The sequence below is a fragment of the Neobacillus sp. 114 genome (assembly GCF_030127045.1).
GTDB lineage: Bacteria > Bacillota > Bacilli > Bacillales > Cytobacillaceae > Neobacillus > Neobacillus rhizophilus.
In genome coordinates this window covers 4,661,144-4,683,418 of the sequence record NZ_CP126144.1, presented here as the reverse complement: position 1 = coordinate 4,683,418, position 22,275 = coordinate 4,661,144, and the positions used below count along the sequence as shown (strand labels likewise).

The window sequence follows — 22,275 nt, the reverse complement described above, 5'->3', positions numbered from 1 at the left end:
GGATTAATAGTGAAATGCGTGACTATATAAAGAGGTTTTTTATTGCCATTATAATGGCGATTTGTGTAGGTTTGTTGTTTCTTGGAGGGAGACACTCGGAAGCTGCCGGATTGCCAGAGGCAAAAACGGAGAAGGAGAGATGGATTTGGCCGGCAGATGGCGTTATTTCTGATACATATGGGACAAGACAGGGCAAGCATAAAGGAATCGATATCGCCGGAACATATGGCACCCCGGTCTTGGCAGTTGAAGATGGGGCTGTGATTAAGTCTTATTATTCCAATACATATGGTCAGGTTGTATTTATCAAGCACCCAAGCAATTTCGTTACGGTTTATGCCCACTTAAGCAAACGGGCCGTTGTGCCTGGTCAAATGGTTAAGCGGGGGGAGACCATCGGAACAATGGGAAGGACCGGTCAGGCTACCGGCACCCATCTTCATTTTGAATCACACCAATTAGAATGGAGATATGACAAAAAATTTGCCATTAATCCGGAACTGCTATTAGGAGATGCTGATGTTGGCGAAGCGGTTCAGGGCGGAATTGCAGCCAGTGGCAAGGATGTTTTGGAGGTAAGTAGCCGTCCGCAAAATATTCCTGAACCCAGTGGGCCGCCGCTTGTAAACCAATATATTGTAATAAATGGTGACAACTTGTCCTCCATTGCCCAAAAGTTTAATTTGACAGTGGCCAGATTAAAAGAAATCAACAACCTTAACACAGATGTAATTAAGCCTAAGCAAATCTTGATTGTCCAGTAAATAAAAACTTTTTACCCCGCAGCCTATTGCTGCGGGTATTTTTATAAATATTTAAAGACCGGAAAAAATCTTTAACTTAACAAAGTGACTGATTTTCAGTATAATAAACTTATAATTTTATAACGATCTATCTTCGGGGCAGGGTGAAATTCCCGATCGGCGGTATTAGAGTATAACTCTTCAGCCCGCGAGCCTTATTAGGCAGGATTTGGTGTGATTCCAAAGCCGACAGTATAGTCTGGATGGGAGAAGATGGAGGTTCTGCAGGCATTCGAAAAATTTCCACGGATCGAATGTTTATTAAGCATACCTAAATTTACTCCCTCAAGCTTCAATCTTGAGGGAGTTTTATTTTGAGTGCCTATAAAAGCTGAATCTCTCTTCCTAACGTGATGGATCAAAAAGGAGAGAGGAAGATGAAGAAAATGAAGAACACAAAGGTAAGAGCAATGGTTTCAATCGGGATGCTGAGCAGCATCGCATATTTATTAATGTTTTTAAACTTTCCGCTGCCGATGTTCCCTAATTTTTTGTTTGTGGACTTTAGTGATATTCCTGCTTTGATTGCTGCGCTGATTTTCGGACCAGTGGCAGGAATTTTAGTAGAATTGTTTAAGAATATGCTAAATTATTTTGCAACAGGGAGCCCGACAGGCATTCCTGTTGGCCACCTTGCCAATTTCGCAGCTGGGATTGTGTTTATTCTGCCGACTTACTATGTGTATAATAAATTGAAATCAAAAAAGGGAATGACACTTGCCCTAGTAGCTGGAACTATTATCATGGCTGTTGTGATGAGCATCGCCAACTACTTTATCATTTTACCTGCCTATACGGCCTTAATGGGTTTCCCGGATATGCGGAACCTCGTCGTACCTGCGATTTTGCCTTTTAATATCTTAAAGGGCGTAATGATGTCGATCATTTTCATGCTTCTATTTATTCGGATGCAAGCATGGCTAAATAAATTTTCAGTAAAAAATGCTTAAAACGAACAGAGGCCGCAAAACCAGGGCCTCTGTTTTTTATCGAAAAAAATAACCCCCCGGCTTATAGTAGGCGGGGGGTAGCAGCTTAAGAATATCTTCAGTCAAAGATTATTCAAATTTAGTTGGGTTACCGTCGAATGGCTCATCAGCAACTTTAATAGAATCAGTTGGGCAGCCTTCGAAAGCGTCCATCATGTCATCGATTAAAACATCTGGAATTTCAACGATACCTTCGTTATCGTCAAGTGTTACGAATGCGATACCTTCATCATCGTAATCATAGATATCTGGTGCAGCAGCGCCGCATGCGCCACACGCGATGCAAGTTTCCTTGTCAACAATTGTGTACTTTGCCATGAAAAAAACCTCCCAGTAAAATAACAAGTAATATTCTTACTTATTTTCCGTTTGTGATGGAAAATACAATTCACATATCTATTGTAAAGCTGTATGAATAACTTTTCAATAGAAATTTGATTTTGGTACCTTTAGTCCCATTATTTCTTAAACTTCCACATTTTTGGACAACACAATACCTGTTTCATGTTAAAATATAATAAAATTTAACTGTTTTTGTCGAATTAGGATAAGTGGTGAGTCTAAAATGGAATGGGTAGAATCAGTTATTCTTTATTGTTTGAAAAAAATTAATAACGAAAGAACTATTTATTCTGTTTACCACATTTTAAAAGGAAAGAAATCGTCGCAAACCATTCAGGATATTCATTTATATTCGTTAAAAAGATTATTTGGAGTACTTGAACCGCTGGCAAGAGACTCCTTTGAAGAGATCATTCATTGTATGAGGGATAACGGGTGGATCATTGAGCAAGGTGAGCAAAAATACCTGCTCAGTTCTTCAGGTGAGCAGCGCTTGAAAAATATCGGTATTCCAATCTTTCTCAATGGCTGGCGTTATCACCATGTGACCACCATATTTTGGGAACGGCTCTCTTTATTAGTGCAGGTAGTATCTAACCTCATTAATCAGGAATCAAGCTATATACCGATTCAAAAAAATAAGAAGGTTCTGTTCTGGGTTAAAGCTGTTCTAAAAGAAAGCCATCTCTTAAGAAACGAAATTGGCGAAAAATTATATGAAGAATTGAATGAATGCTTCGAAGATGGGAAGGGAATTGATCCGTCTATGATTGTCTTCCGTTTAACTGGATTCCGGCAAATAGGATTAACCGCTCAGCAAGCATCCAAAAAAATGAATGTTAATGTTTACGAATATCATCTTACATTTACTAATACCCTACATTATTTGATTGAAAAAATAGAAACAAGGGGAGCTAATTTTCCGATATTAACCCATCTACTAAAGGGCTTGGAGCATGGGGATGAATTAACCATTACGGCGAGAAAAACATGGAAATTGCTATCGCAGGGGTATTCGATAGAGATGATAGCCAAAAACAGAAATTTAAAAACAAGCACAATAGAAGATCATTTAGTGGAATTTGCGTTGCAAATAGACCGGTTTTCAATTGATGCTTTTGTTGATAAAGAATTACAGCTGGAAATTTTGCAAATTGCCAATCAAGCCGCCACAAAGCAATTAAAATTAATAAAGGAAAAAGTCAGCCGTGCCAGTTATTTTCAAATTAGGTTAGTGCTGGCGAAGTATGGTGACCGGCAATGGAATTAGAAAATCTTTTAAAAAAACATTTTGGCTATTTATCGTTTAAAACAGGGCAAAAGGAAGCTATTTCGGCTATTTTAAATGGACAACATACCCTGGCCATGCTCCCGACTGGAACGGGCAAATCCCTATGCTACCAGCTTCCTGGTTATGTTTTTGATGGATCGATATTAATCGTTTCCCCGCTTCTATCCCTTATGCAAGATCAAGTGGAACAATTAGGCCGTTTGGGTGAGAAAAGGGTTGTTGCTTTAAACTCCTTTCTTTCCTTGGAGGAAAAAAATTATGTTCTAGACCGGCTGCAGGACTATAAGTTTATCTTTATATCACCGGAGATGCTTCAGTCCTCTTTCATCCTACAAAAGCTTCGGAACCTTGCCATCTCCTTATTTGTAGTGGATGAAGCGCATTGCATTTCTCAATGGGGGTATGATTTTCGGCCGGATTACTCCAAATTGGGTGAAATAAGGAAAAGCTTAGGGTGCCCCCTTACACTAGCTCTTACCGCAACAGCTACAAGAAAGGTCCGGAAGGATATTATCCAATCATTAGGCATAGAGGATGCTGTAAAAGTGGAATCGACAATTGACAGGCCTAATATAGCCATATGGATAGAGGAAATAGAAGGTTATCAGAAAAAGACAGACCGGGTTTTGGAACTTGCTGCAAAGCTTGAAAAACCTGGTATCATTTACTTTTCAAGCAAAAAAATGGCCGAACAAATGGCTTTATTGCTAGAGGAAAAGAATAATTGCAACGCAAGTGCTTACCACGGGGGATTGGATCAGGATACAAGAATATTAATCCAGCAACAATTTATTCATAACCAGCTAGATGTTATATGTGCCACAAGTGCATTCGGGATGGGAGTGAATAAGGAAAATATCAGATTTATTATTCATTTTCATATGCCGATGCAAATCGAGTCCTATCTTCAGGAGATTGGCCGGGCAGGACGTGATGGTCTGGCGAGTATCGCCTATCTTTTATATTCACCTGGAGATGAACAGCTGCCTTTTCAGCTTGCCGAAAGCGAACTCCCGTCGGAACAGCAAATTGACTGGCTGTTTCATGAATTGGAAATTGGACACGGAATAAAAGGCGATGCACTTCAATTCAATCAGGGCACCCAGGAAAGAGGAGGTTTTTCTGAGGTTCAGTGGAGATTAGTGGAGAATCTTCTTCGGAAAGAAGCCAAAGAAAAAAGTTCTCTTCTTGACTGCAAAGAAAGCATTAAAGAATTTGTTAATGAACGCATAACAATGAAGAAAAAAAATATTTACCAAATGTTACAATGGATTCTGTCAAATCGATGCCGTCGCGAATTCCTTTTGAATTATTTTGAGGAACAGGTGACAAGCAGAATTGAGCAATGCTGTGATATTTGCGGAATTGACGAAAAAAACTATTCAGCCTCCCATAAATTGAGGAAGAATCATTTAGGGAAAATTGAATGGAAAGAATACCTGGCCGGATTATTACTTAATAGCGAGTTGAGGGAATGAAAAAGAAATATAATGAACTAATTAGCAGCTTAACTGATAAAGATTTACTTTTTCACTTATATATGACACAGGTCATATTGCTTGTGATCTCACTCATTTTAGGATTGCTCCTATTTGACCATTTCTCTTTTTTGAAAACAATCGATGCAAGAGATGTTAAGATTATTTCCATAGGCGTGCCATTGGGGATAGCTGTTGTCATCATTGACTTAATTCTAATGAAGTGGCTGCCTGCATCTTTTTATGATGATGGCGGCTTAAATGAACGGATCTTCCGGAAAAGAAATATATTCCATATTTTTATTATTGCCGCGTTTGTTTCCTTTAGCGAGGAATTATTATTTAGAGGGATCATCCAAACGAAGGTCGGGCTTATTCTGGCTAGCCTTATCTTTGCGGTAATCCATTACCGCTACCTGTTTAATGTGTTTTTATTTATCAACATTATCACGCTTAGTTTTGTTATTGGGGCAGTCTATGAATCGACAAATAATCTGGCTGTCACCATTATGATGCACTTTATTATCGATTTCTTATTAGGTATTTTTATAAAGTATAAACATTCTTCGGCAGATGATCAGCAAGGAGGGGGAGGGCTTCATGAATAGAGAAGAGCCTTATAGAGAGCAAGCCGAAAGATTAAAACAACGAATACAAAAGGTGAATGAAAATATTGACGTGAAGGATGAATTGCCGCCAAGGGAACTGGTCCATCGGGAAAAAAAGAAAAAGGTAAAATGGAAAATAAAATATCCGGTTATTCGGATCCTGGTATTATTCTTTATTCTTCTTCCTGTGATTATTTTCAGTGTTATTTCTTATCTTGATGGAAAACAAATAAATGGCTCTAAAAAAGCCTCAACCGATCCTGTTGGCTATGAAACTATTAATCTAAAAAAATCAACTTCAGAAGAGGCTGATAAAGTGGAGGAGGAACAATCCGTAAATGCCGATGGAGTTGAGGCGACGAATAATCCGGAAAGTGTAGAAGCGGGCACCTCTATAACTCCACCTGCCGAAGAACAGCCGACTGCCAATACGGAAAAAAATGTGTCCACGGAAAGTCCTGTTTCACCTCAAGGGGCTGCCAGCAATAATGCACCAGTGCAGACTCAGAATCAACCATCACAAACGGATACAAGTAAAAGCGAACCAGTACAACAGAAGATCATTCGTCATAAGGTTCAGCAGAAAGAAACATTATTTAGTATTTCGATGAAGTATTATAAATCGCAAAAAGGGATGGATATCATAAAAAAAGCAAACAACATGTCCAACGACGAAATCTATGTTGGTCAGGTATTAAAAATCCCGATTAGCAACTAACCGATCGTTTTTAGGTCGGTTTTTTGTTTTTTTAAATCATAAGTTTGCGGACAAGTTCATATTTATTAATGGAGAAATGGAGGGATGGATATGGATTCTCCAATAAGGGAGCTTGAGCATACGGATGAAGCGACCAAGCAGGTTCTAGAAAATGTCCGGAAAAAGAAGGGAAAATTTGATAAAGCAGAAAAGTTACATTATCTTTCTATCTATTCGACTCTTTTAATGGCTGCCGTCTTTTTTTGTTATTTTTATTTTGCCATTGCGAAATATTATTCTTATTCCTTTTTTGCCATGTTTTCTGCTTCGTTAAATGATTCGGTTATCATATTTTTAATGGCGATTACGATCATTGGGTACGGTTCAATGAATATTTTGAAGCAGCAAAAGGATAAGAAGGAGAAGGAATACCAGGAATTGAGGGCTGAGATTGCTGACCGTAGTAAAGATTTTTGGAAGAAGGAAGAAGAGTGGAAAAACCGCCATATCGTTTTTGCAATGATGAAAAAAAATTACGATATCAATCTATATCATGAAAAAAAATAAAGAAGCAGAATCTCTGCCTCTTCCTTATTAAAAAATCTTCTTCTTTCCTTTTTCTTCTTTTAAAATTTCGACCGCTTCGCGGAAGCGTTGGGAGTGGATGATTTCTCTTTCCCGTAGGAAACGAAGACCGTCATTTATGTCGGGGTCATCGCTCATATTGATAATCCATTGGTAAGTTGCCCGTGCTTTCTCTTCTGCAGCAATGTCTTCATAAAGGTCGGCGATTGGGTCACCTTTAGCTTGGATATACTGAGTGGTAAAAGGAATTCCTGCGGCATTATGGTAAAATAGGGCTTTATCATGATCGGCATAGTGCCCGTCAAGCCCTGCTGCCTTCATTTGTTCAACAGTAGCGTCTTTTGTAAGCTTGTAGACCATAGTGGCAATCATTTCCAAGTGAGCAAACTCTTCTGTTCCGATATCTGTCAAAAGTCCGATGACTTTGTCTGGAATCGTATATCGTTGGTTCAAATATCGGAGCGCTGCAGCAAGCTCTCCATCTGCACCGCCATATTGTTCTATCAAAAATTTGGCTAACATCGGGTTGCAGGTGCTGACACGGACAGGATATTGCAGTTTCTTTTCATATATCCACATTTTCCTTTATCCCTCCCTTTGAACATCTAACACTATCCAGCTCCAGCGCCCAACGGCTAGTGTCCTTCGCTCTTCTCCCTACGATAAGTCAAGCACGAATGCGCTATCGCTCTTCGTGTTTCCTTTATCTCAGTCGAAGCGCTCCAGGCCATACGCCGCTAAACGGGCGCTTCCGCTTTTAAATCTGCCAAGGCCAAGGTGAATCGTCCCAATTCCAAGGATGGCCCGAGTAGCTGTTGCCAAACTGCTGAAGGGGACCAAATTGGCTTTCAAAGGCTTTTTTTATTCTCTTTCTTTCCTTTACATAATGGTTAAATTGGTTTATCGCTTCAAGATCATCATTGTGGGTATCTAAATACAAAGTGAGCTCGACTAGGACAAAGTCGACGGCTTGGAGCTGTTCCATCAATTGATAATACTCGGCAGGAACTTGCTTCATGAAGGGATACCCCCTTCTGCTATTTCATTGGGGCCGTACCAGGGATCATAGAAATCTTTCCAAAGCGTACCTGCTTTAAGAGCCTCAAATGGAGAAAATTGTGGGAGATTTGGCGGTTGAAAACCCATATATAAATGAGGCGGTGTGGAATATTTTTTTTCAAGCATCGGCTTACAGGGGTCGAAAGGACTTACATACGGATGATAGGTCTTGAGATGAGTGTTCATGGAAACCCTCCCTTTATTTCAGCATCAGTTAATCATATGATAATATTCTTATGACATGACATAAAAGTTTAATAAATGAAAGGTTTTTGAACGCTGACATAGAATTATAATGTAGTTGAAGTATTAACCTTAGAGGTGATAGGAAAATGTTCGTAAAAAATATGATGATTCCAAAGCATGACTGTATTACAGCACAGGAAAACGAAACACTTAAAGCAGCCTTGGATCGATTAGAAGCTCAGCAAATTGATGGCCTTCCTGTTTTGCAAGGTAATAAATATGTCGGTGTAGTGACCAGATATGGGATTTATGAAAATTATTTTCTTTCCAATAAAACAAAGGAAGAATATTTAACAACGACGAGTGTGAAAGACATTGCTACCCACCAAGAAATGTTTTTAGAAGGTGCGGAACTATTCGAAAGGACGATGCTTGATTTAAAAGATTTTCCTCTGCTTGCAGTAGTAGATGAGAATCGTAATTTTCTAGGGGTGATAACTCGCTCAGATGTTCTGAGCTTCTTTGAGAGTGCTTTTGGAGTCAATCGCCCCGGGGTGAGGATTGCGTTTACATCAGTTGAGACTGAAGGACGGATCGCCCGCTTATCGGAAATCGCCCATCATTTTCACGAGCATATCATTTCGCTGGTCACCTTTGACGAAACAGATAAGCTGGTCCGAAGAATTGTCATGAAAATTGAAAAGAAAGATAACATTGATAAATTTACGAGAAAGCTTGAAGAACATGGCTTCCGTATTTTAAGCATTGAAGAAGTGTAAAAATATTGAACCGTGGAAATAATACCAATCCCTCTCATACATTGTTATGGGGGGGATTTTTTGAATGATTGAAGTAGGGAGGATTCTGTTTATATTTTTGTTCGGCTATTTATTCAGTAATTGGATTTGGATACCGCAACCATTTGTATTGGCTGATTTTTTTATCGGTCTGATTACACATCCTTTTGAGTTTTTGGCTGCCTCCTTAGCCCTGTTTTTTGGTGTGCTTCTTTCGGGTGGTCTAATAAAGGAATTCATACATATGTTAAGAGATGCACGAAAGAAACATCTTCTCCTCTTGAAGATGTTTGAATTGGTGATTCTAGTAATGGTATTTTTGATTCTTTTTCAATTTGGCTGGGAGCAGGCACTTGTCTTTTTTTGTTTAAGTATCGTTTATGGTACCATTTCATTAGAATCTTAAAGTTTTAAAGGGGTATGTCAAATGGGTATCATCCCTATTATCTTGCTTATTATTCTCATCATTGGATTATGTCTCCTTTTATATATGTTGCGAGAGGCCTTTTTAAATGATGTGGTCCGTCATGAATTGCTTTTTCCGGATTTTCCTGATTCCTTTGGAAGGATCTCCATCTTTTTTATCTCCGATATTCATAAACGGACAATTTCTGAAAAAGTCATTCAAATAGCTATTGGAAATGCTGATTTTGTTGTGGTAGGAGGAGATTTAACAGAAAGAAATGTGCCTTTACAAAAAGTTAGGAGCAATTTAATGAAGTTAAGACAAATCGGTCCCGTTTATTTTGTATGGGGAAATAACGATTATGAGGCCAATTTGCATCAGTTACATAAGGTGTTTCAGGAAACTGACATAAATGTCTTGGATAACTCAGCCGTCAGCCTGCATTCAAACCAAGGCGAAAAGATTTTTTTACTTGGAGTTGACGATGTCACTTTAGGAAGGGACCGGCTTGAGTTGGCCTTAGACAGAACAGAGGCCAATCACTTTAAAATCTTGGTCAGCCATTCCCCGGATATTATCAAGAAAGTTGGGCCAAAGCAGAATATCCGGCTGATTTTAAGTGGGCATACACACGGTGGTCAAATCCGTCTTTTTGGATTCAGTCCCGAGGAAAAAGGGGGAATAAAAAGGGTTCAGAAAACACTGCTTTTCATTAGCAACGGTTATGGAACAACTGCCATCCCCCTTAGATTGGGAGCCCCGGCACAGTGCCATTTGATTACTGTCAGAAAAGGAACCGATACCCCTTAGTTAGCTAATATGAAAGGATAAATTCTACTACGCCTCATGAACCGTCCTATCGAACTCGCCAATCGGCGAGTTTTCATTTAAGGGAGACAATTCACAACCGCCTCTCTGCTTTCATAATCTAACATAAGAGATGTCTAGCAGGGGGCAAAAACATGCGCTTAGAACGCTTAGCAGTAAACAAAATAAAAATTATTTTAACGTCCGATGATTTGTTTGAAAGAGGGCTTTCCAAGGAGGATATTTGGAAAGAATCCGGCAAATGGAATCAGCTCTTTCACGATATGCTTGAAGAGGCAAGTGAAGAATTCGATGTTGATATAAGGGGTTCGGTAGCGGTTGAAATTTTCTCCCTTCATGCTCAAGGAATTATCATGATTATTACCGTCGACCATACCCGGGAAGATGAGGAAGCATTGGATGAGGGTTTAATTGAAATGCAGGTAAGAGTAGGGGGCTGTGAGGACTTTTTATATGAATTTGAAGAATTTGAAGATATAATCGGTCTTGCGAAACGGCTTTCCTTATTAGGTATTTATGGTGGGAGTCTATATGTATATCGCAGCCGCTACTTTCTATTGCTGACAAAAATAGAAACCGAACAAAGCTCTATTACCGCCTCATTGATGTCGGAGTTTGGCAATGCATCCATATTAAGTCCGTATGTCTTAAAGGAATACGGAAAACTCATCGTCGGTCACGCAGCGATCGAAACCCTTCTCCACTATTTCAAATGAATAATACACATATCTAATAAGGAGGGGGTTAAACCGCTCCTTAAGTTTTTTTACAATGCTATTTGTTATTTTAAAATAGCAAATAAATGCGAATGACCGCCTTTGCATAATCACATTATATAAAAGGAAAGGTGGATTTTTGTTCTTGCATTAATTGCCTAAAGGTGTATACTTGTGACTGATAGCGGACATTAATCGTTTTAGTATTTTCTTAGGAGGTTTATAAATGTCTACCGAAAAAGGTAATGAAAAGACTAATCATGAGGGTAAGCACGATGTGTTAAAATCAACACAGACCGTTATACATAAAGCCCTTGAAAAATTAGGTTACCCTGAAGAGGTATACGAGCTCTTAAAAGAGCCGCTAAGAATGATGACAGTCAAGATTCCAGTTAGAATGGATGATGGATCTGTAAAAATATTTACTGGATACCGTGCCCAGCATAATGATGCAGTAGGCCCGACAAAGGGAGGAATTCGCTTCCATCCGGGTGTAACAGAGACAGAAGTGAAAGCCCTTTCAATTTGGATGAGCTTAAAATGCGGAATCGTTGATCTTCCATATGGCGGCGGTAAAGGCGGGATTATCTGTGACCCGCGCGATATGTCATTCCGTGAGCTTGAAAGATTAAGCCGCGGATATGTAAGGGCAATCAGCCAAATTGTCGGCCCAACAAAAGATATTCCTGCTCCTGACGTATTTACAAACTCGCAAATAATGGCCTGGATGATGGACGAGTACAGCCGGATTGATGAATTTAACAATCCTGGTTTTATCACTGGCAAACCGCTTGTACTTGGCGGTTCCCATGGTCGTGAGTCGGCAACAGCAAAAGGGGTCACTATTTGTATCCGCGAGGCAGCGAAAAAGAGAGGCATCAATATTGAGGGAGCTAGAGTCGTTGTCCAAGGTTTCGGCAACGCTGGCAGCTACTTGTCAAAATTCATGCATGATGCAGGTGCCAAAGTAGTAGGGATTTCAGATGCCTACGGTGCACTTTATGATCCGAATGGACTAGATATCGATTACCTGCTCGACCGAAGGGACAGTTTTGGAACAGTAACAAAGCTTTTCAATAACACTATTACCAATAAGGAACTGCTTGAATTGGAATGTGACATTCTCGTTCCGGCAGCAATTGAGAACCAAATTACCGAAGAGAATGCCCACAATATTCGTGCCGGCATCGTAGTTGAGGCCGCAAACGGACCTACTACATTAGAAGCTACGGAAATTCTAACCGAGCGCGGAATTCTTCTTGTACCTGACGTATTAGCCTCTGCAGGTGGAGTAACTGTTTCGTATTTTGAATGGGTGCAAAATAACCAAGGTTACTATTGGTCTGAGGAAGAAGTAGAAGAAAAGCTTGAAAAAGTGATGGTCAAATCCTTTAACAATATATATGATACAGCCCAAACTCGTCGTGTCGATATGCGTCTTGCTGCTTACATGGTTGGTGTAAGAAAAATGGCTGAAGCAAGCCGCTTCAGGGGTTGGATTTAAGTTGTTACCATTGAAATATATAGAAAAAACTCCTATCATTAACAGGTAGGAGTTTTTTCTATATATTAAAACAGATGCATGAATGTTTTAAGGAGTGTTCCATTGTGCAAATAGAAGACGTAATTATTATTGGCGGGGGACCGTGCGGAATGGCGGCTGGGATCGCCTTACAGGAAATAGGGAAAAGCCCGCTTATCATCGAAAAGGGCAACATTGTAAACTCTTTATATAACTATCCAACACATCAAACCTTTTTTAGTACCAGTGAAAAATTGGAAATTGGTGATGTCGCTTTTCTAACCGAAAATTATAAACCAAAAAGAAATCAAGCTCTAGTCTATTATAGAGAGGTTGCAAAAAGAAAAAAGCTTCGTATTAATCCCTTTGAAAAAGTGACGCAAGTGACAAAAGACAATCAATTGTTTACAGTTGTAACAGAAAAGAATACTTATCGTGCCAAATATGTTGTCATAGCCACCGGCTACTATGATAACCCCAATTTTATGAAGGTACATGGTGAGGATCTGCCTAAAGTGTTTCATTATTTTAAAGAAGCGCATCCCTATTTTGACCAGGATGTCTGTGTTATAGGCGGAAAAAATTCCAGTGTAGATGCGTCCATAGAGCTTGTAAAGGCGGGTGCGAGAGTAACTGTTTTATATCGTGGAAATGAATATTCTCCAAGTATCAAGCCGTGGATTCTTCCGGAATTTGAATCCTTGGTCCGGAATGGAGTCATCCACATGGAGTTTAATGCAAATGTCAAAGAAATAACTGAAAATGAGGTCATCTATGTAAAAGAAGGCCAAGAAAAGACCATAAAAAATGACTTTGTGTTTGCTATGACTGGCTACCACCCAGACCATCAATTCATAAAAAATATGGGAGTGATAATCGACCAAGAATCAGGAAGGCCGATTTTTAACCCTGAAACGATGGAAACAAACGTAGAGGGGATTTATATCGCAGGGGTATTAGCGGCCGGCAACAATGCAAATGAAATCTTTATCGAAAATGGAAGATTTCATGGCGGACAAATTGCGAGTTCCATCTTAGAGAAAGAATCAAAAGGGTGATATTACTATGAAAAAGGTTGTTTTGTTAACTACAGGCGGTACAATTGCAAGCAAGCCAAATAAAGATTCTGGAAAACTTGCATCTGGTGCTTTAACGGGTGAAGAACTGGCCGCTATGTGCCAATTGCCGAATGATATTGAAGTCATTGTTGAATCTGTCTTTCAAAAAGCTAGTATTCATATCACTTTTGACGATTTACTTTTATTAAAATCAAAAATTGAGGGCTATTTTAAAGATGATACTGTTTGTGGAGTGGTCGTCACACACGGGACAGATACAATGGAAGAAACAGCCTACTTCCTTGATTTGACAATTGCTGATTCCCGTCCAGTTGTAGTAACCGGATCACAGCGTTCCCCAGAAGATTTGGGGAGTGATGTCTACATTAACCTTAGGCATGCCATCTATTCAGCTTGTTCTAAAGATTTGCATGATGCCGGGGCAGTTGTCGTTTTTAATGAGCGGATTTTTGCAGCAAGATACGTCAAGAAGGAACACGCATCCAATATTCAGGGGTTTAACTCCTTTGGATTTGGCTATCTAGGAATCATTGATAACGACCAGGTTCATATTTATCAAAAGCCTATAAAACGGGAATTTTATAAGGTTCTTACAGCTATCCCCCAGGTTGAGATCATTAAATGCTATATTGGTGCCGATGGAAAATTTATTAAGGCTGCAAGAGAAGCGGGAGTAAAAGGAATCATCCTCGAGGGGGTGGGGCGAGGCCAGGTTGCCCCTAAAATGATGGAAGAAATAGAACTGTCAATAAAAGCTGGAATTAAGATGGTCGTTACCACCAGTGCTGAAGAGGGTTCAGTTTACACAACCTATGATTACGAGGGCAGTGCCTATGATCTTTATAAAAAGGGAGTCATCCTTGGCAGCGATAATGACTCCAAAAAGGCAAGAATTAAACTTGCTGTTTCGCTAGCAAGCGGCCTAGAAAATATTCAATATTAATGGAAGCTGGAATAAATCTTTCATTTTCCTTACGTCATTTCCATGTTAGACTTAAGAAAATGGAGTTGAAAAGAGGTTCATCATGCTGGGAATCTTATCTGCCGGGATCGCTCCCGGCTTGGCCTTGCTAAGTTATTTTTATTTAAAAGATGAATATGAATCTGAGCCTATTCCCCTTGTTCTTAGAACATTTTTGTATGGTGCGCTGTTGGTATTTCCGATTATGTTTATCCAGCATGTCCTAAAGACAGAGCAATTACTTGATTCAAGCATGATTAACGCATTTATCAGTACCGGTTTTCTTGAGGAATTTTTTAAATGGTTTATTGTTTTTTATGCCATTTATCAACATGTTGAATTTGATGAACCATTTGATGGAATTGTCTATGGTGCGGCAGTTTCCCTTGGTTTTGCTACCGTTGAGAATATTTTTTACCTGATTGCTAACGGCATTGAACATGCCGTAACCCGGGCGCTGCTTCCGGTCTCCAGTCATGCACTTTTTGGGGTTATAATGGGATTTTATTTTGGCAAGGCAAAGTTTACCGAAGGCAATAAAGCGAAATGGCTTGCTTTGTCGTTGTTACTCCCATTTGTTCTGCACGGCTTCTACGATTTAATCCTGCTATCTTTAGAAAATTGGCTGCTTATCATTTTTCCTTTCATGATCTTTCTATGGTGGTTTGGACTTAGAAAAGTGAAAAAAGCGAAATTGTTAAGTGCTAACCATTTTAAAAAACAATATTCACTTAAAAAGACCCTTCATCATTGATGTTGGGTTTTTTCAGCTAATAAGAAAGTATAAAATTTTTCCAAATTTTATACTTTCTTAACGCATAAGTGCAACTACGCCTCTGTCTTCGCCCTTACAGGCTCGCCAATCGACGAGTTTTCTTTATTTAATTGGAATAAAAACACCATTTAAACAAAAAATAGGATTAATGCAAAAAGATTTACAAATGGGGGTTAATGTTCCATGTTGAAGAAACCGATTTTAATAAATCTGCTAATCTTATCCCTTTTAATAACGCCGATACCATTCGTGAAAACCAATCAGGTTCAAGCTTTTTCGGGACAGGTAATCCAGCATGGTGCGGTTGGCACCGATGTCATTGAATTACAAGAAAGGCTCAAACATTTAGGGTTTTTTACAGGGACGGTGGATGGCGTTTTCGGCTGGAGGACCTATTGGGCATTACGGAATTTCCAGTATGAATTTGGGCTGCCGATTGATGGGATGGCAGGACCAAATACAAAAGCGAAACTCGTGAAGGCGAGCAAAAACTATAAGGCGGGCAATAATTCTGCGGCAAAACCAAATGCAAAACCGCAAGCACCTGCCAAAAAGCCCACCGCTGCGAACACTCCGGCCGGTTTTTCACAAAATGATATCCGCTTGATGGCCAATGCCGTTCATGGGGAGTCGAGAGGTGAACCATATATCGGCCAGGTAGCAGTTGCTGCAGTTATTCTAAACAGGGTACAAAGTGCTTCATTTCCAAATACGGTTTCAGGAGTTATCTTTGAACCGGGAGCATTTACGGCAGTTGCTGATGGACAGATTTGGCTGACCCCGAATGAAACTTCCAAGAAAGCAGTGATCGATGCGATAAATGGCTGGGACCCTACCGGCGAAGCCTTGTATTATTTTAATCCGGCAACGGCAACGAGCGGATGGATCTGGGGAAGACCGCAAATTAAAAAAATTGGCCAACATATTTTTTGCAAGTAGAGGTGAAGACAGTTGATTAGAGGAATATTGATTGGCGTTCTCGCGATAGCTATTGCGGGTACTGCCTACTGGGGTTACCAGGAACATCAAGAGAAAAACGCGGTGCTTTTAAATGCAGAAAACAATTATCAACGGGCGTTCCATAATCTTACTTATCGAATGGACCTTTTAAATGACAAAATTGGCACAACACTTGCTATGAACTCAAGAAGTTCGTTATCGCCGTCGCTAATTGAAGTTTGGAGACTCACGTCACAGGCGCACAGCGATGTTGGGCAGCTTCCATTGACGCTGCTGCCATTTAATAAAACAGAGGAATTTCTTGCGAATATCGGAAACTTCAGCTATCGGACTGCCGCCAGGGATTTGGATAAGGAGCCCCTTTCTGAGCAGGAGTACGTAACGTTGAAGTCCCTTTATAAGCAATCCGGTCAAATCCAGTCCGAGCTTAGAAAAGTCCAGCATATGGTACTAAAGAATAATTTGCGCTGGATGGATGTTGAGCTTGCCCTGGCCTCAGGTAAGGAAAATACAGATAACACGATTATTGACGGTTTCAAAACGGTTGAGAAAACCGTCAGCGGCTATGAAGAAACTGCCCAGGGGCTTACGTTAACAAATTTGCAAAAAAAGGATGAAAACTATAAAAAAATTAAAGGGAAATCCATTACAAAGCAAGAGGCAGCTGACATTGCGAAAAAATATATGAAAATTGACGACAATGCCGATGTGAAGGTCACCAAAAATGGCAAAGGGTCTGACTATGGCTTTTACAGTGTTTCCGTAAGGAATAACCAAACTGGTCAGGAAGCTAGTATGGACATTACCAAAAAGGCCGGCCATCCCATTTGGTTTATGAACAACCGCCCGATCGATAAGCAGGCCATCAGTTTGAATGATGCCAATAATAAAGCACTTGCTTTTTTAAAAGAAACCGGCTTTAAAGACTTAGAGACTTTTGAAAGTTTTCAATATGATAATGTTGGTGTCTTTAATTTTGTCACCACAACTAATGGGGTCAGAATCTATCCGGAATCGGTAAAGGTTAAGGTTGCACTAGATAATGGCGATATTGTCGGGGTTTCTGCGGAGGATTACTTAAAGTCCTTTCAAACAAGAAATTTAGATAAACCAACCATTACACTTGAAGATGCTAGAAAGAAAGTGAACCCAAATTTAAAGGTGATGGAGGACCGTCTTGCTGTTGTCATCAATGATTTAAATGAGGAAGTATTATGTTACGAATTTCTTGGGACAATGGGAGAAGATACTTACCGCATTTTTATTAATGCAAAAACAGGTATGGAAGAAAAAGTGGATAAACTCAAAAATGCGGAAAATATGTATGAAGGTGTTTTATAAGGAAAAGCGCTTGCTTTTCCTTTCTATATTTGGTGCGCTATTGAGAATAAAATATCGAATCAGCCCCCATAATAGGAATAACTTGGTTTTGGGGTGAATGGATTTGGAGAAAATCGAAAAAATTTTAATGAAGATAATCATCATACAATTTCTGTTTTTACTTCTAACGCAATTTTTTTTGCATCAACTTGATACGCTGCCGGAATTGCAGCAGCTAACCAAATACGAAGGCGTCAACGAAAATTCCATCACCGAAATACTCCAGACCTTTCAAGGAAACTAAAGATTTATTAATTGATTGTCTCTGCTAAAGGGCCTGTTGATTTCCGCTCCAGGCACTCGCTTTCCGCGGGGAGGTCCTGGAGCCTCCTCGGCGCTATGCGCCAGTGGGGTCTCCAGTGACCTCTCGATACCGCAAGAGTCGAGTGCCCTCTGCTCCAATCAACAGGGATGCAAACCAACCTTAGGATTGCAACACAATTTTTCCAAAATTGCTGTGTGTTGCAATTCTTTTTTTTAGCAGGCAGTTAGAAATGCCTGCTATTGGACATTTTAACACCTAACACGATCCGTTTTGTCTATTAGAAGCGTTCTGTTAGACATTTTTACATTAATAACCACCCGTTTTGTCCAATAGAAGTGTTCTATTGGACATTTTAACACCTAACACGATCTGTTTTGTCCATTAGATGCCTCCTATTGGACATTTTCACTCAAAGCCGCGACTGTTTTGTCTTTAAGAAACCTTCTATTGGACATTTTCCATTCGGCTTCCTTCCCATTTGTCCTGAAAAGCTTATATATTAATAAATATATAAACAAAAATTAATGCCATGAATTTTTAAATAAAGTAAAAAATTAGAAGCTATCGTTAGTTTCTCTACAATCTGAGCAGGCTTGCCTGCTTTTTTTGATTTAATGGATTAAATTAAGGAAGGATTCCATTCTCTTATGGTAAAATAGAAATAGACAACTTTAGATATTCATTAGGAGGACTTATGAATAGAAAAATATCCATCGCAATTGACGGGCCAGCTGCTGCCGGTAAAAGCACTGTAGCAAAAATTGTCGCAGAAAACTTATCGTATATTTACATTGATACAGGTGCCATGTATCGGGCGTTGACATATAAAGCAATTGCGAACAATCTTGATCTTGAAGATGAAGACTCCCTAGTGGAAATGCTGCTCAAAACAGAAATAGGACTCCTGCCTTCTGATAACGGGCAAATCGTTTTACTTGATAATCTGGATGTTACTAACGAAATCCGCACATCTGAAGTAACCAATTTGGTATCCATTCCTTCCAAACATCTGCGGGTAAGGGAAGAAATGGTGAGAAGACAGCAATCGTTTGCGAAAAGCGGCGGTGTTGTCATGGATGGGCGTGACATTGGGACCCATGTTTTACCGAATGCAGAGGTAAAAGTCTTTTTACTCGCCAGTGTGGACGAAAGAGCTGAGCGGCGCCATAATGAAAATCTTCAAAAGGGTTTCCCATCAGACTTGGAAAAACTAAAAGAAGAAATTGCGCGTAGAGATAAAATCGACTCTGAAAGAGAAGTAGCTCCTTTGAAAAAGGCTGAAGATGCCACCGAAATTGATACCACCTCTTTGACTATTCTGGAAGTAGTCGATAAAATTATGGCTCTTGTGCACGAAAGGATTGGATGAGTTGACGTTTTATACCTTTGCCAGATCAGTAGTAAACGCAATCTTTAAACCGTGGTATCGAGTTGAAACGATTGGAGCGGAGAATATTCCAAAAGAAGGCGGCGTGCTCCTTTGTTCCAATCATATTCATAATTTTGACCCTATTATTGTCGGGATTACCGGGAAAAGACCTGTCTATTTTATGGCCAAAGAGGAAATCTTCCAAGTCCCTGTCTTAGGGAACATCGTGCGGAAATGTAACGCTTTTCCTGTAAAAAGAGGAATGAGTGATCGCGAAGCACTAAGAAAAGGAATCAACATCTTAAAGGATGGGCATGTGCTTGGACTTTTTCCAGAAGGAACGAGAAGTAAAACTGGGGAATTAGGGAAAGGTCTTGCCGGTGCTGGGTTCTTTGCCTTGAAAACGAATTGTGCTGTTGTTCCGTGTGCGATTCTTGGCCCTTACAAAAACCTGCAAAAGTTAAAGGTAGTTTATGGGAAACCTATTCAAATGGACGAACTTAGAACTTCGAAGGCATCTGCGGAAGTAGCCACTGAATTAATTATGGCTGAAATTCATAAACTTATTAAAGAGGATCGATAGGTTTCCGCTTGACAAAATACATGATTTATAAGAAGTTAAATAATGAGATTCAATTTTGGGCAAATCAGAATTTATAGATAATTATAGATTTTGCTAGTCAATGGATTAAGGAGGATTACATATGTCTGAAGAATTAAATCAGGTAGAAGTGAAAAGCTTTGAAGTTGGCGACAAGGTAACCGGACAAGTTACTAAAGTAGAAGAAAAGCAGGTGCTTGTAGATATCCAAGGCAGCAAACTTGATGGGATTATTCCAATCAGCGAATTATCAAGCCTGCATATTGAAAAAGCCTCTGATGCCGTTAAAGAAGGCGATGAACTAGAGCTTGAAGTAATGAAGGTTGAAGAAGAAGCATTAATTCTTTCAAAAAGAAAAGTGGATGCCGGCAAAGCTTGGGAAAGCCTTGAGCAGAAATTCCAAAGCGGCGAGGTTATTGAAACTGAAGTAAAAGATGTAGTGAAAGGCGGCCTAGTTGTCGACCTTGGAGTTCGCGGCTTTGTCCCTGCTTCCCTTGTTGAGACATATTTTGTCGAGGATTTTAGCGACTACAAGGGCAGAACGATTACTTTTAAAATTGTCGAGCTTGATAAAGAAAAAAATCGCTTAATCCTTTCCCACCGTGCTGTTGTTGAACAGGAAAAGGCGAAGCAAAAACTATCCCGTCTTGATGCAATTCAGCCGGGTGATATCATTGAAGGTACAGTTCAAAGATTAACTGATTTTGGTGCTTTTGTTGATATTGGCGGAATTGACGGACTTGTCCATATTTCCCAATTATCACACGAACATGTCAATAAACCAACAGATGTTGTACATGAAGGCCAAAACGTTAATGTAAAAGTCTTAAGCGTGGATCGTGACAGCGAAAGAATCTCATTATCCATTAAAGAGACACTTCCTGGACCTTGGTCAAACATCTCAGAAAAGGCTCCAAAGGGCAGTGTGTTAACCGGAACCGTTAAACGATTGGTTTCTTATGGCGCTTTCGTTGAGGTATTCCCAGGTGTTGAAGGGCTTGTTCATATCTCCCAGATTGCCCATAAACACATTGGTACCCCTCATGAGGTGTTAAAGGAAGGACAAGAGGTATCCGTTAAAGTTTTAGATGCAAATGAAGCAGAGCAGCGCTTATCTTTGAGCATCAAGGAGCTTCTTGAAAAAGAGGTTGAGGAAACCTACGATTATGAACTTCCGGAAGAATCAAAAGGATTCCAGCTTGGTGAAATGATTGGAGATAAGTTAAAGAATCTGAGAAAATAATGGTGATAAAACGTGTCTAGATTGGAACGTAAATGGGATCACATCCGCCTAGCTATTGAAAATGGGCAAACGCGTTCTTCAGCATTTGATGATATCAAATTTATTCACCAAAGCTTACCGAATATTGGTATTAGTGATGTTCGATTAAATCAAACAATAGGCGAACTTTATTTAAGTTCGCCTATTTTTATCAATGCGATGACGGGCGGCGGCGGTGAAAAAACCTATTCGATTAATAAGGAACTGGCCATTGCTGCAAGTGAGCTTGGATTGGCGATGGCTGTCGGTTCACAAATGTCGGCTGTTAAGGACCGTACTCAAAGCTATACCTATGAAGTGGCCCGTAAAGAGAATCCGAATGGAGTTTTGATTGCCAATCTTGGCAGTGAAGCAAAGTTGGACGATGCAAAATATGCAATTGAAATGATTGAAGCAAATGCGCTGCAAATTCATTTAAATGTGATCCAAGAGCTGACCATGCCGGAGGGGGATCGTGACTTTTCAGGAGCCTTAAAAAGAATTGAATCCATCGTAAACGGTGTAGAAGTCCCGGTGATCGTAAAAGAGGTGGGCTTTGGGATGTCCCGTGAAACGGTTCAAATGCTTTTCTCGATAGGGGTGCAAATTGCCGATTGTGGGGGAGCCGGAGGAACCAACTTTGCGGAGATCGAAAATAAACGCAGAGAGAAATCCCTCCCTTTTTTCACTGATTGGGGCATACCTACTCCTGTTTCTATTGCTGAAGCTTCATCCATTTCCAACATTTCCATCTTTGGCTCTGGCGGTTTTATGAACGGTTTGGATATCGTCAAAGGAATAGCCTTGGGAGCGGATGCGATCGGGATTGCCGGCCATTTCCTGAGGATTCTTGTAGAAAAAGGGACAGAAGCATTAGTAGATGAAATGCAGGAACTGCTTATGGAGATTACTCTTATTATGACAGCCTTAGGGGCAAAATCCATTTCGGAATTAAAACATGTTCCCTTGATTATTTCTGGGGAGACTTATCACTGGTTAACCCAAAGAGGAATTGATACTAAACAATACAGCCAGCGACAATTTTAAAGCTCCTGCAAAAAGCAGGAGCTTTTCTTCATTGGCTGGCTGCAGCCCTAGGGCTCGGGGCCAGAAGCCCCTGGTCAAGGCGCTTCCGCTTTTCTATTAGTAGTCGTCCTTCCCATCATTTAAACCTCTTGCCTCATCAGGACCTGACAGTTTCGTGGCCCCCTTATAGTGCAAGGCATGATCACGGTCTGACTCCACTCTTCTGCTTGCTTTCAGCTTTTTCTCTTGGCGGTCTTTTCCCATTTTTTCTACACCTCCTCTTTATAAGAT

Annotated in this window: 27 protein-coding genes and 1 riboswitch; of the genes, 22 read left to right on the top strand and 5 right to left on the bottom strand. The window is 40.0% G+C overall.

Annotated elements, in window-relative coordinates:
• Positions 1–14: 14 nt before the first annotated feature.
• Both QNN06_RS22885 and QNN06_RS22880 read left to right on the top strand, forming a co-directional pair.
• The gene (locus QNN06_RS22885) at positions 15–764 is read left to right on the top strand and encodes a peptidoglycan DD-metalloendopeptidase family protein (RefSeq protein ID WP_213120327.1); all 750 of its coding nucleotides are present in this window, start codon (positions 15–17) and stop codon (positions 762–764) included.
• Positions 765–889: 125 nt separating this feature from the next.
• Positions 890–1,022: riboswitch (FMN riboswitch) on the top strand.
• Positions 1,023–1,189: 167 nt separating this feature from the next.
• Complete coding sequence (locus QNN06_RS22880; RefSeq protein WP_284037971.1) at positions 1,190–1,753, top strand: ECF transporter S component; 564 nt, start codon at positions 1,190–1,192, stop codon at positions 1,751–1,753.
• Between the two features lie 108 nt (positions 1,754–1,861).
• Here QNN06_RS22880 and QNN06_RS22875 read toward each other — a convergent pair whose 3' ends face one another.
• Positions 1,862–2,110, bottom strand: a complete 249-nt coding sequence (locus QNN06_RS22875; RefSeq protein WP_042355233.1) for a ferredoxin — start codon at positions 2,108–2,110, stop codon at positions 1,862–1,864.
• Between the two features lie 247 nt (positions 2,111–2,357).
• Between QNN06_RS22875 and QNN06_RS22870 the strand changes: the two genes are divergently transcribed.
• The 5 genes from QNN06_RS22870 (at position 2,358) to QNN06_RS22850 (ending at position 6,775) form a co-directional block, all read left to right on the top strand.
• Complete coding sequence (locus QNN06_RS22870; protein WP_217033564.1) at positions 2,358–3,404, top strand: YpbB family protein; 1,047 nt, start codon at positions 2,358–2,360, stop codon at positions 3,402–3,404.
• A complete protein-coding gene (locus tag QNN06_RS22865; protein WP_213120329.1) occupies positions 3,395–4,903 on the top strand; it encodes a RecQ family ATP-dependent DNA helicase in 1,509 nt (502 codons plus the stop codon). Before QNN06_RS22870 ends, QNN06_RS22865 begins: the two co-directional genes overlap by 10 nt.
• Positions 4,900–5,511, top strand: coding sequence for a CPBP family intramembrane glutamic endopeptidase (locus QNN06_RS22860; RefSeq protein WP_217033563.1), 612 nt, complete (start codon positions 4,900–4,902; stop codon positions 5,509–5,511). Before QNN06_RS22865 ends, QNN06_RS22860 begins: the two co-directional genes overlap by 4 nt.
• Complete coding sequence (locus QNN06_RS22855) at positions 5,504–6,229, top strand: LysM peptidoglycan-binding domain-containing protein (protein WP_213120331.1); 726 nt, start codon at positions 5,504–5,506, stop codon at positions 6,227–6,229. The genes QNN06_RS22860 and QNN06_RS22855 overlap by 8 nt, the downstream gene beginning before the upstream one ends.
• A 90-nt stretch (positions 6,230–6,319) precedes the next feature.
• A complete protein-coding gene (locus QNN06_RS22850) occupies positions 6,320–6,775 on the top strand; it encodes a DUF2663 family protein (RefSeq protein WP_213120332.1) in 456 nt (151 codons plus the stop codon).
• Positions 6,776–6,802: 27 nt separating this feature from the next.
• Here the strand turns inward: QNN06_RS22850 and QNN06_RS22845 are convergent, their stop codons facing one another.
• The 3 genes from QNN06_RS22845 to QNN06_RS22835 all read right to left on the bottom strand — a co-directional run bounded on the left by QNN06_RS22845 (position 6,803) and on the right by QNN06_RS22835 (position 8,038).
• Positions 6,803–7,372, bottom strand: coding sequence for a manganese catalase family protein (locus QNN06_RS22845; protein WP_213120333.1), 570 nt, complete (start codon positions 7,370–7,372; stop codon positions 6,803–6,805).
• A gap of 178 nt (positions 7,373–7,550) precedes the next feature.
• Entirely contained in the window at positions 7,551–7,811 is a 261-nt protein-coding gene (locus tag QNN06_RS22840) for a spore coat protein CotJB (RefSeq protein WP_213120334.1), read from the bottom strand.
• Positions 7,808–8,038, bottom strand: coding sequence for a spore coat associated protein CotJA (locus tag QNN06_RS22835; RefSeq protein WP_213120335.1), 231 nt, complete (start codon positions 8,036–8,038; stop codon positions 7,808–7,810). Before QNN06_RS22835 ends, QNN06_RS22840 begins: the two co-directional genes overlap by 4 nt.
• A gap of 146 nt (positions 8,039–8,184) precedes the next feature.
• Here QNN06_RS22835 and QNN06_RS22830 point away from each other — a divergent pair, with 146 nt between their 5' ends.
• The 15 genes from QNN06_RS22830 (at position 8,185) to fni (ending at position 22,005) form a co-directional block, all read left to right on the top strand.
• Positions 8,185–8,817: a CBS domain-containing protein gene (locus QNN06_RS22830; RefSeq protein ID WP_213120336.1), complete on the top strand. Its 633-nt coding sequence runs from the start codon at positions 8,185–8,187 to the stop codon at positions 8,815–8,817.
• A gap of 64 nt (positions 8,818–8,881) precedes the next feature.
• The gene (locus tag QNN06_RS22825; protein WP_284035997.1) at positions 8,882–9,241 is read left to right on the top strand and encodes a hypothetical protein; all 360 of its coding nucleotides are present in this window, start codon (positions 8,882–8,884) and stop codon (positions 9,239–9,241) included.
• Positions 9,242–9,268: 27 nt separating this feature from the next.
• On the top strand, positions 9,269–10,051 hold the full coding sequence (locus tag QNN06_RS22820; RefSeq protein WP_284037970.1) for a metallophosphoesterase: 783 nt from the start codon (positions 9,269–9,271) through the stop codon (positions 10,049–10,051).
• A gap of 152 nt (positions 10,052–10,203) precedes the next feature.
• Positions 10,204–10,785, top strand: a complete 582-nt coding sequence (locus tag QNN06_RS22815; RefSeq protein ID WP_284035996.1) for an adaptor protein MecA — start codon at positions 10,204–10,206, stop codon at positions 10,783–10,785.
• 226 nt (positions 10,786–11,011) lie between these two features.
• Positions 11,012–12,289: a Glu/Leu/Phe/Val family dehydrogenase gene (locus tag QNN06_RS22810; RefSeq protein WP_213120339.1), complete on the top strand. Its 1,278-nt coding sequence runs from the start codon at positions 11,012–11,014 to the stop codon at positions 12,287–12,289.
• Positions 12,290–12,393: 104 nt separating this feature from the next.
• Positions 12,394–13,365 (top strand): YpdA family putative bacillithiol disulfide reductase, encoded by a 972-nt coding sequence (locus tag QNN06_RS22805; RefSeq protein ID WP_217033555.1) that lies wholly within the window; start codon positions 12,394–12,396, stop codon positions 13,363–13,365.
• Between the two features lie 7 nt (positions 13,366–13,372).
• Positions 13,373–14,329 carry an asparaginase gene (locus QNN06_RS22800; RefSeq protein WP_213120341.1) on the top strand — a complete coding sequence of 319 codons (957 nt, stop codon included), beginning with the start codon at positions 13,373–13,375 and terminating at the stop codon, positions 14,327–14,329.
• Positions 14,330–14,411: 82 nt separating this feature from the next.
• A complete protein-coding gene (gene prsW, locus QNN06_RS22795; RefSeq protein WP_213120342.1) occupies positions 14,412–15,101 on the top strand; it encodes a glutamic-type intramembrane protease PrsW in 690 nt (229 codons plus the stop codon).
• A gap of 204 nt (positions 15,102–15,305) precedes the next feature.
• A complete protein-coding gene (gene sleB / locus QNN06_RS22790; RefSeq protein WP_213120343.1) occupies positions 15,306–16,061 on the top strand; it encodes a spore cortex-lytic enzyme in 756 nt (251 codons plus the stop codon).
• Between the two features lie 12 nt (positions 16,062–16,073).
• Positions 16,074–17,423, top strand: a complete 1,350-nt coding sequence (ypeB, locus tag QNN06_RS22785) for a germination protein YpeB (protein WP_284035995.1) — start codon at positions 16,074–16,076, stop codon at positions 17,421–17,423.
• A gap of 103 nt (positions 17,424–17,526) precedes the next feature.
• Positions 17,527–17,706 (top strand): DUF5359 family protein, encoded by a 180-nt coding sequence (locus QNN06_RS22780; protein ID WP_213120345.1) that lies wholly within the window; start codon positions 17,527–17,529, stop codon positions 17,704–17,706.
• 715 nt (positions 17,707–18,421) lie between these two features.
• The gene (cmk, locus tag QNN06_RS22775; RefSeq protein ID WP_284035994.1) at positions 18,422–19,096 is read left to right on the top strand and encodes a (d)CMP kinase; all 675 of its coding nucleotides are present in this window, start codon (positions 18,422–18,424) and stop codon (positions 19,094–19,096) included.
• Between the two features lies 1 nt (position 19,097).
• Positions 19,098–19,679 (top strand): lysophospholipid acyltransferase family protein, encoded by a 582-nt coding sequence (locus QNN06_RS22770; RefSeq protein ID WP_217033549.1) that lies wholly within the window; start codon positions 19,098–19,100, stop codon positions 19,677–19,679.
• A 121-nt stretch (positions 19,680–19,800) separates the two neighbouring features.
• Complete coding sequence (gene rpsA, locus QNN06_RS22765; protein ID WP_213120348.1) at positions 19,801–20,940, top strand: 30S ribosomal protein S1; 1,140 nt, start codon at positions 19,801–19,803, stop codon at positions 20,938–20,940.
• Positions 20,941–20,952: 12 nt separating this feature from the next.
• Positions 20,953–22,005 (top strand): type 2 isopentenyl-diphosphate Delta-isomerase, encoded by a 1,053-nt coding sequence (gene fni, locus QNN06_RS22760; protein ID WP_213120349.1) that lies wholly within the window; start codon positions 20,953–20,955, stop codon positions 22,003–22,005.
• A gap of 96 nt (positions 22,006–22,101) precedes the next feature.
• Here the strand turns inward: fni and QNN06_RS22755 are convergent, their stop codons facing one another.
• Positions 22,102–22,248 carry a YpzI family protein gene (locus tag QNN06_RS22755; RefSeq protein ID WP_213120350.1) on the bottom strand — a complete coding sequence of 49 codons (147 nt, stop codon included), beginning with the start codon at positions 22,246–22,248 and terminating at the stop codon, positions 22,102–22,104.
• Positions 22,249–22,275: the final 27 nt, after the last annotated feature.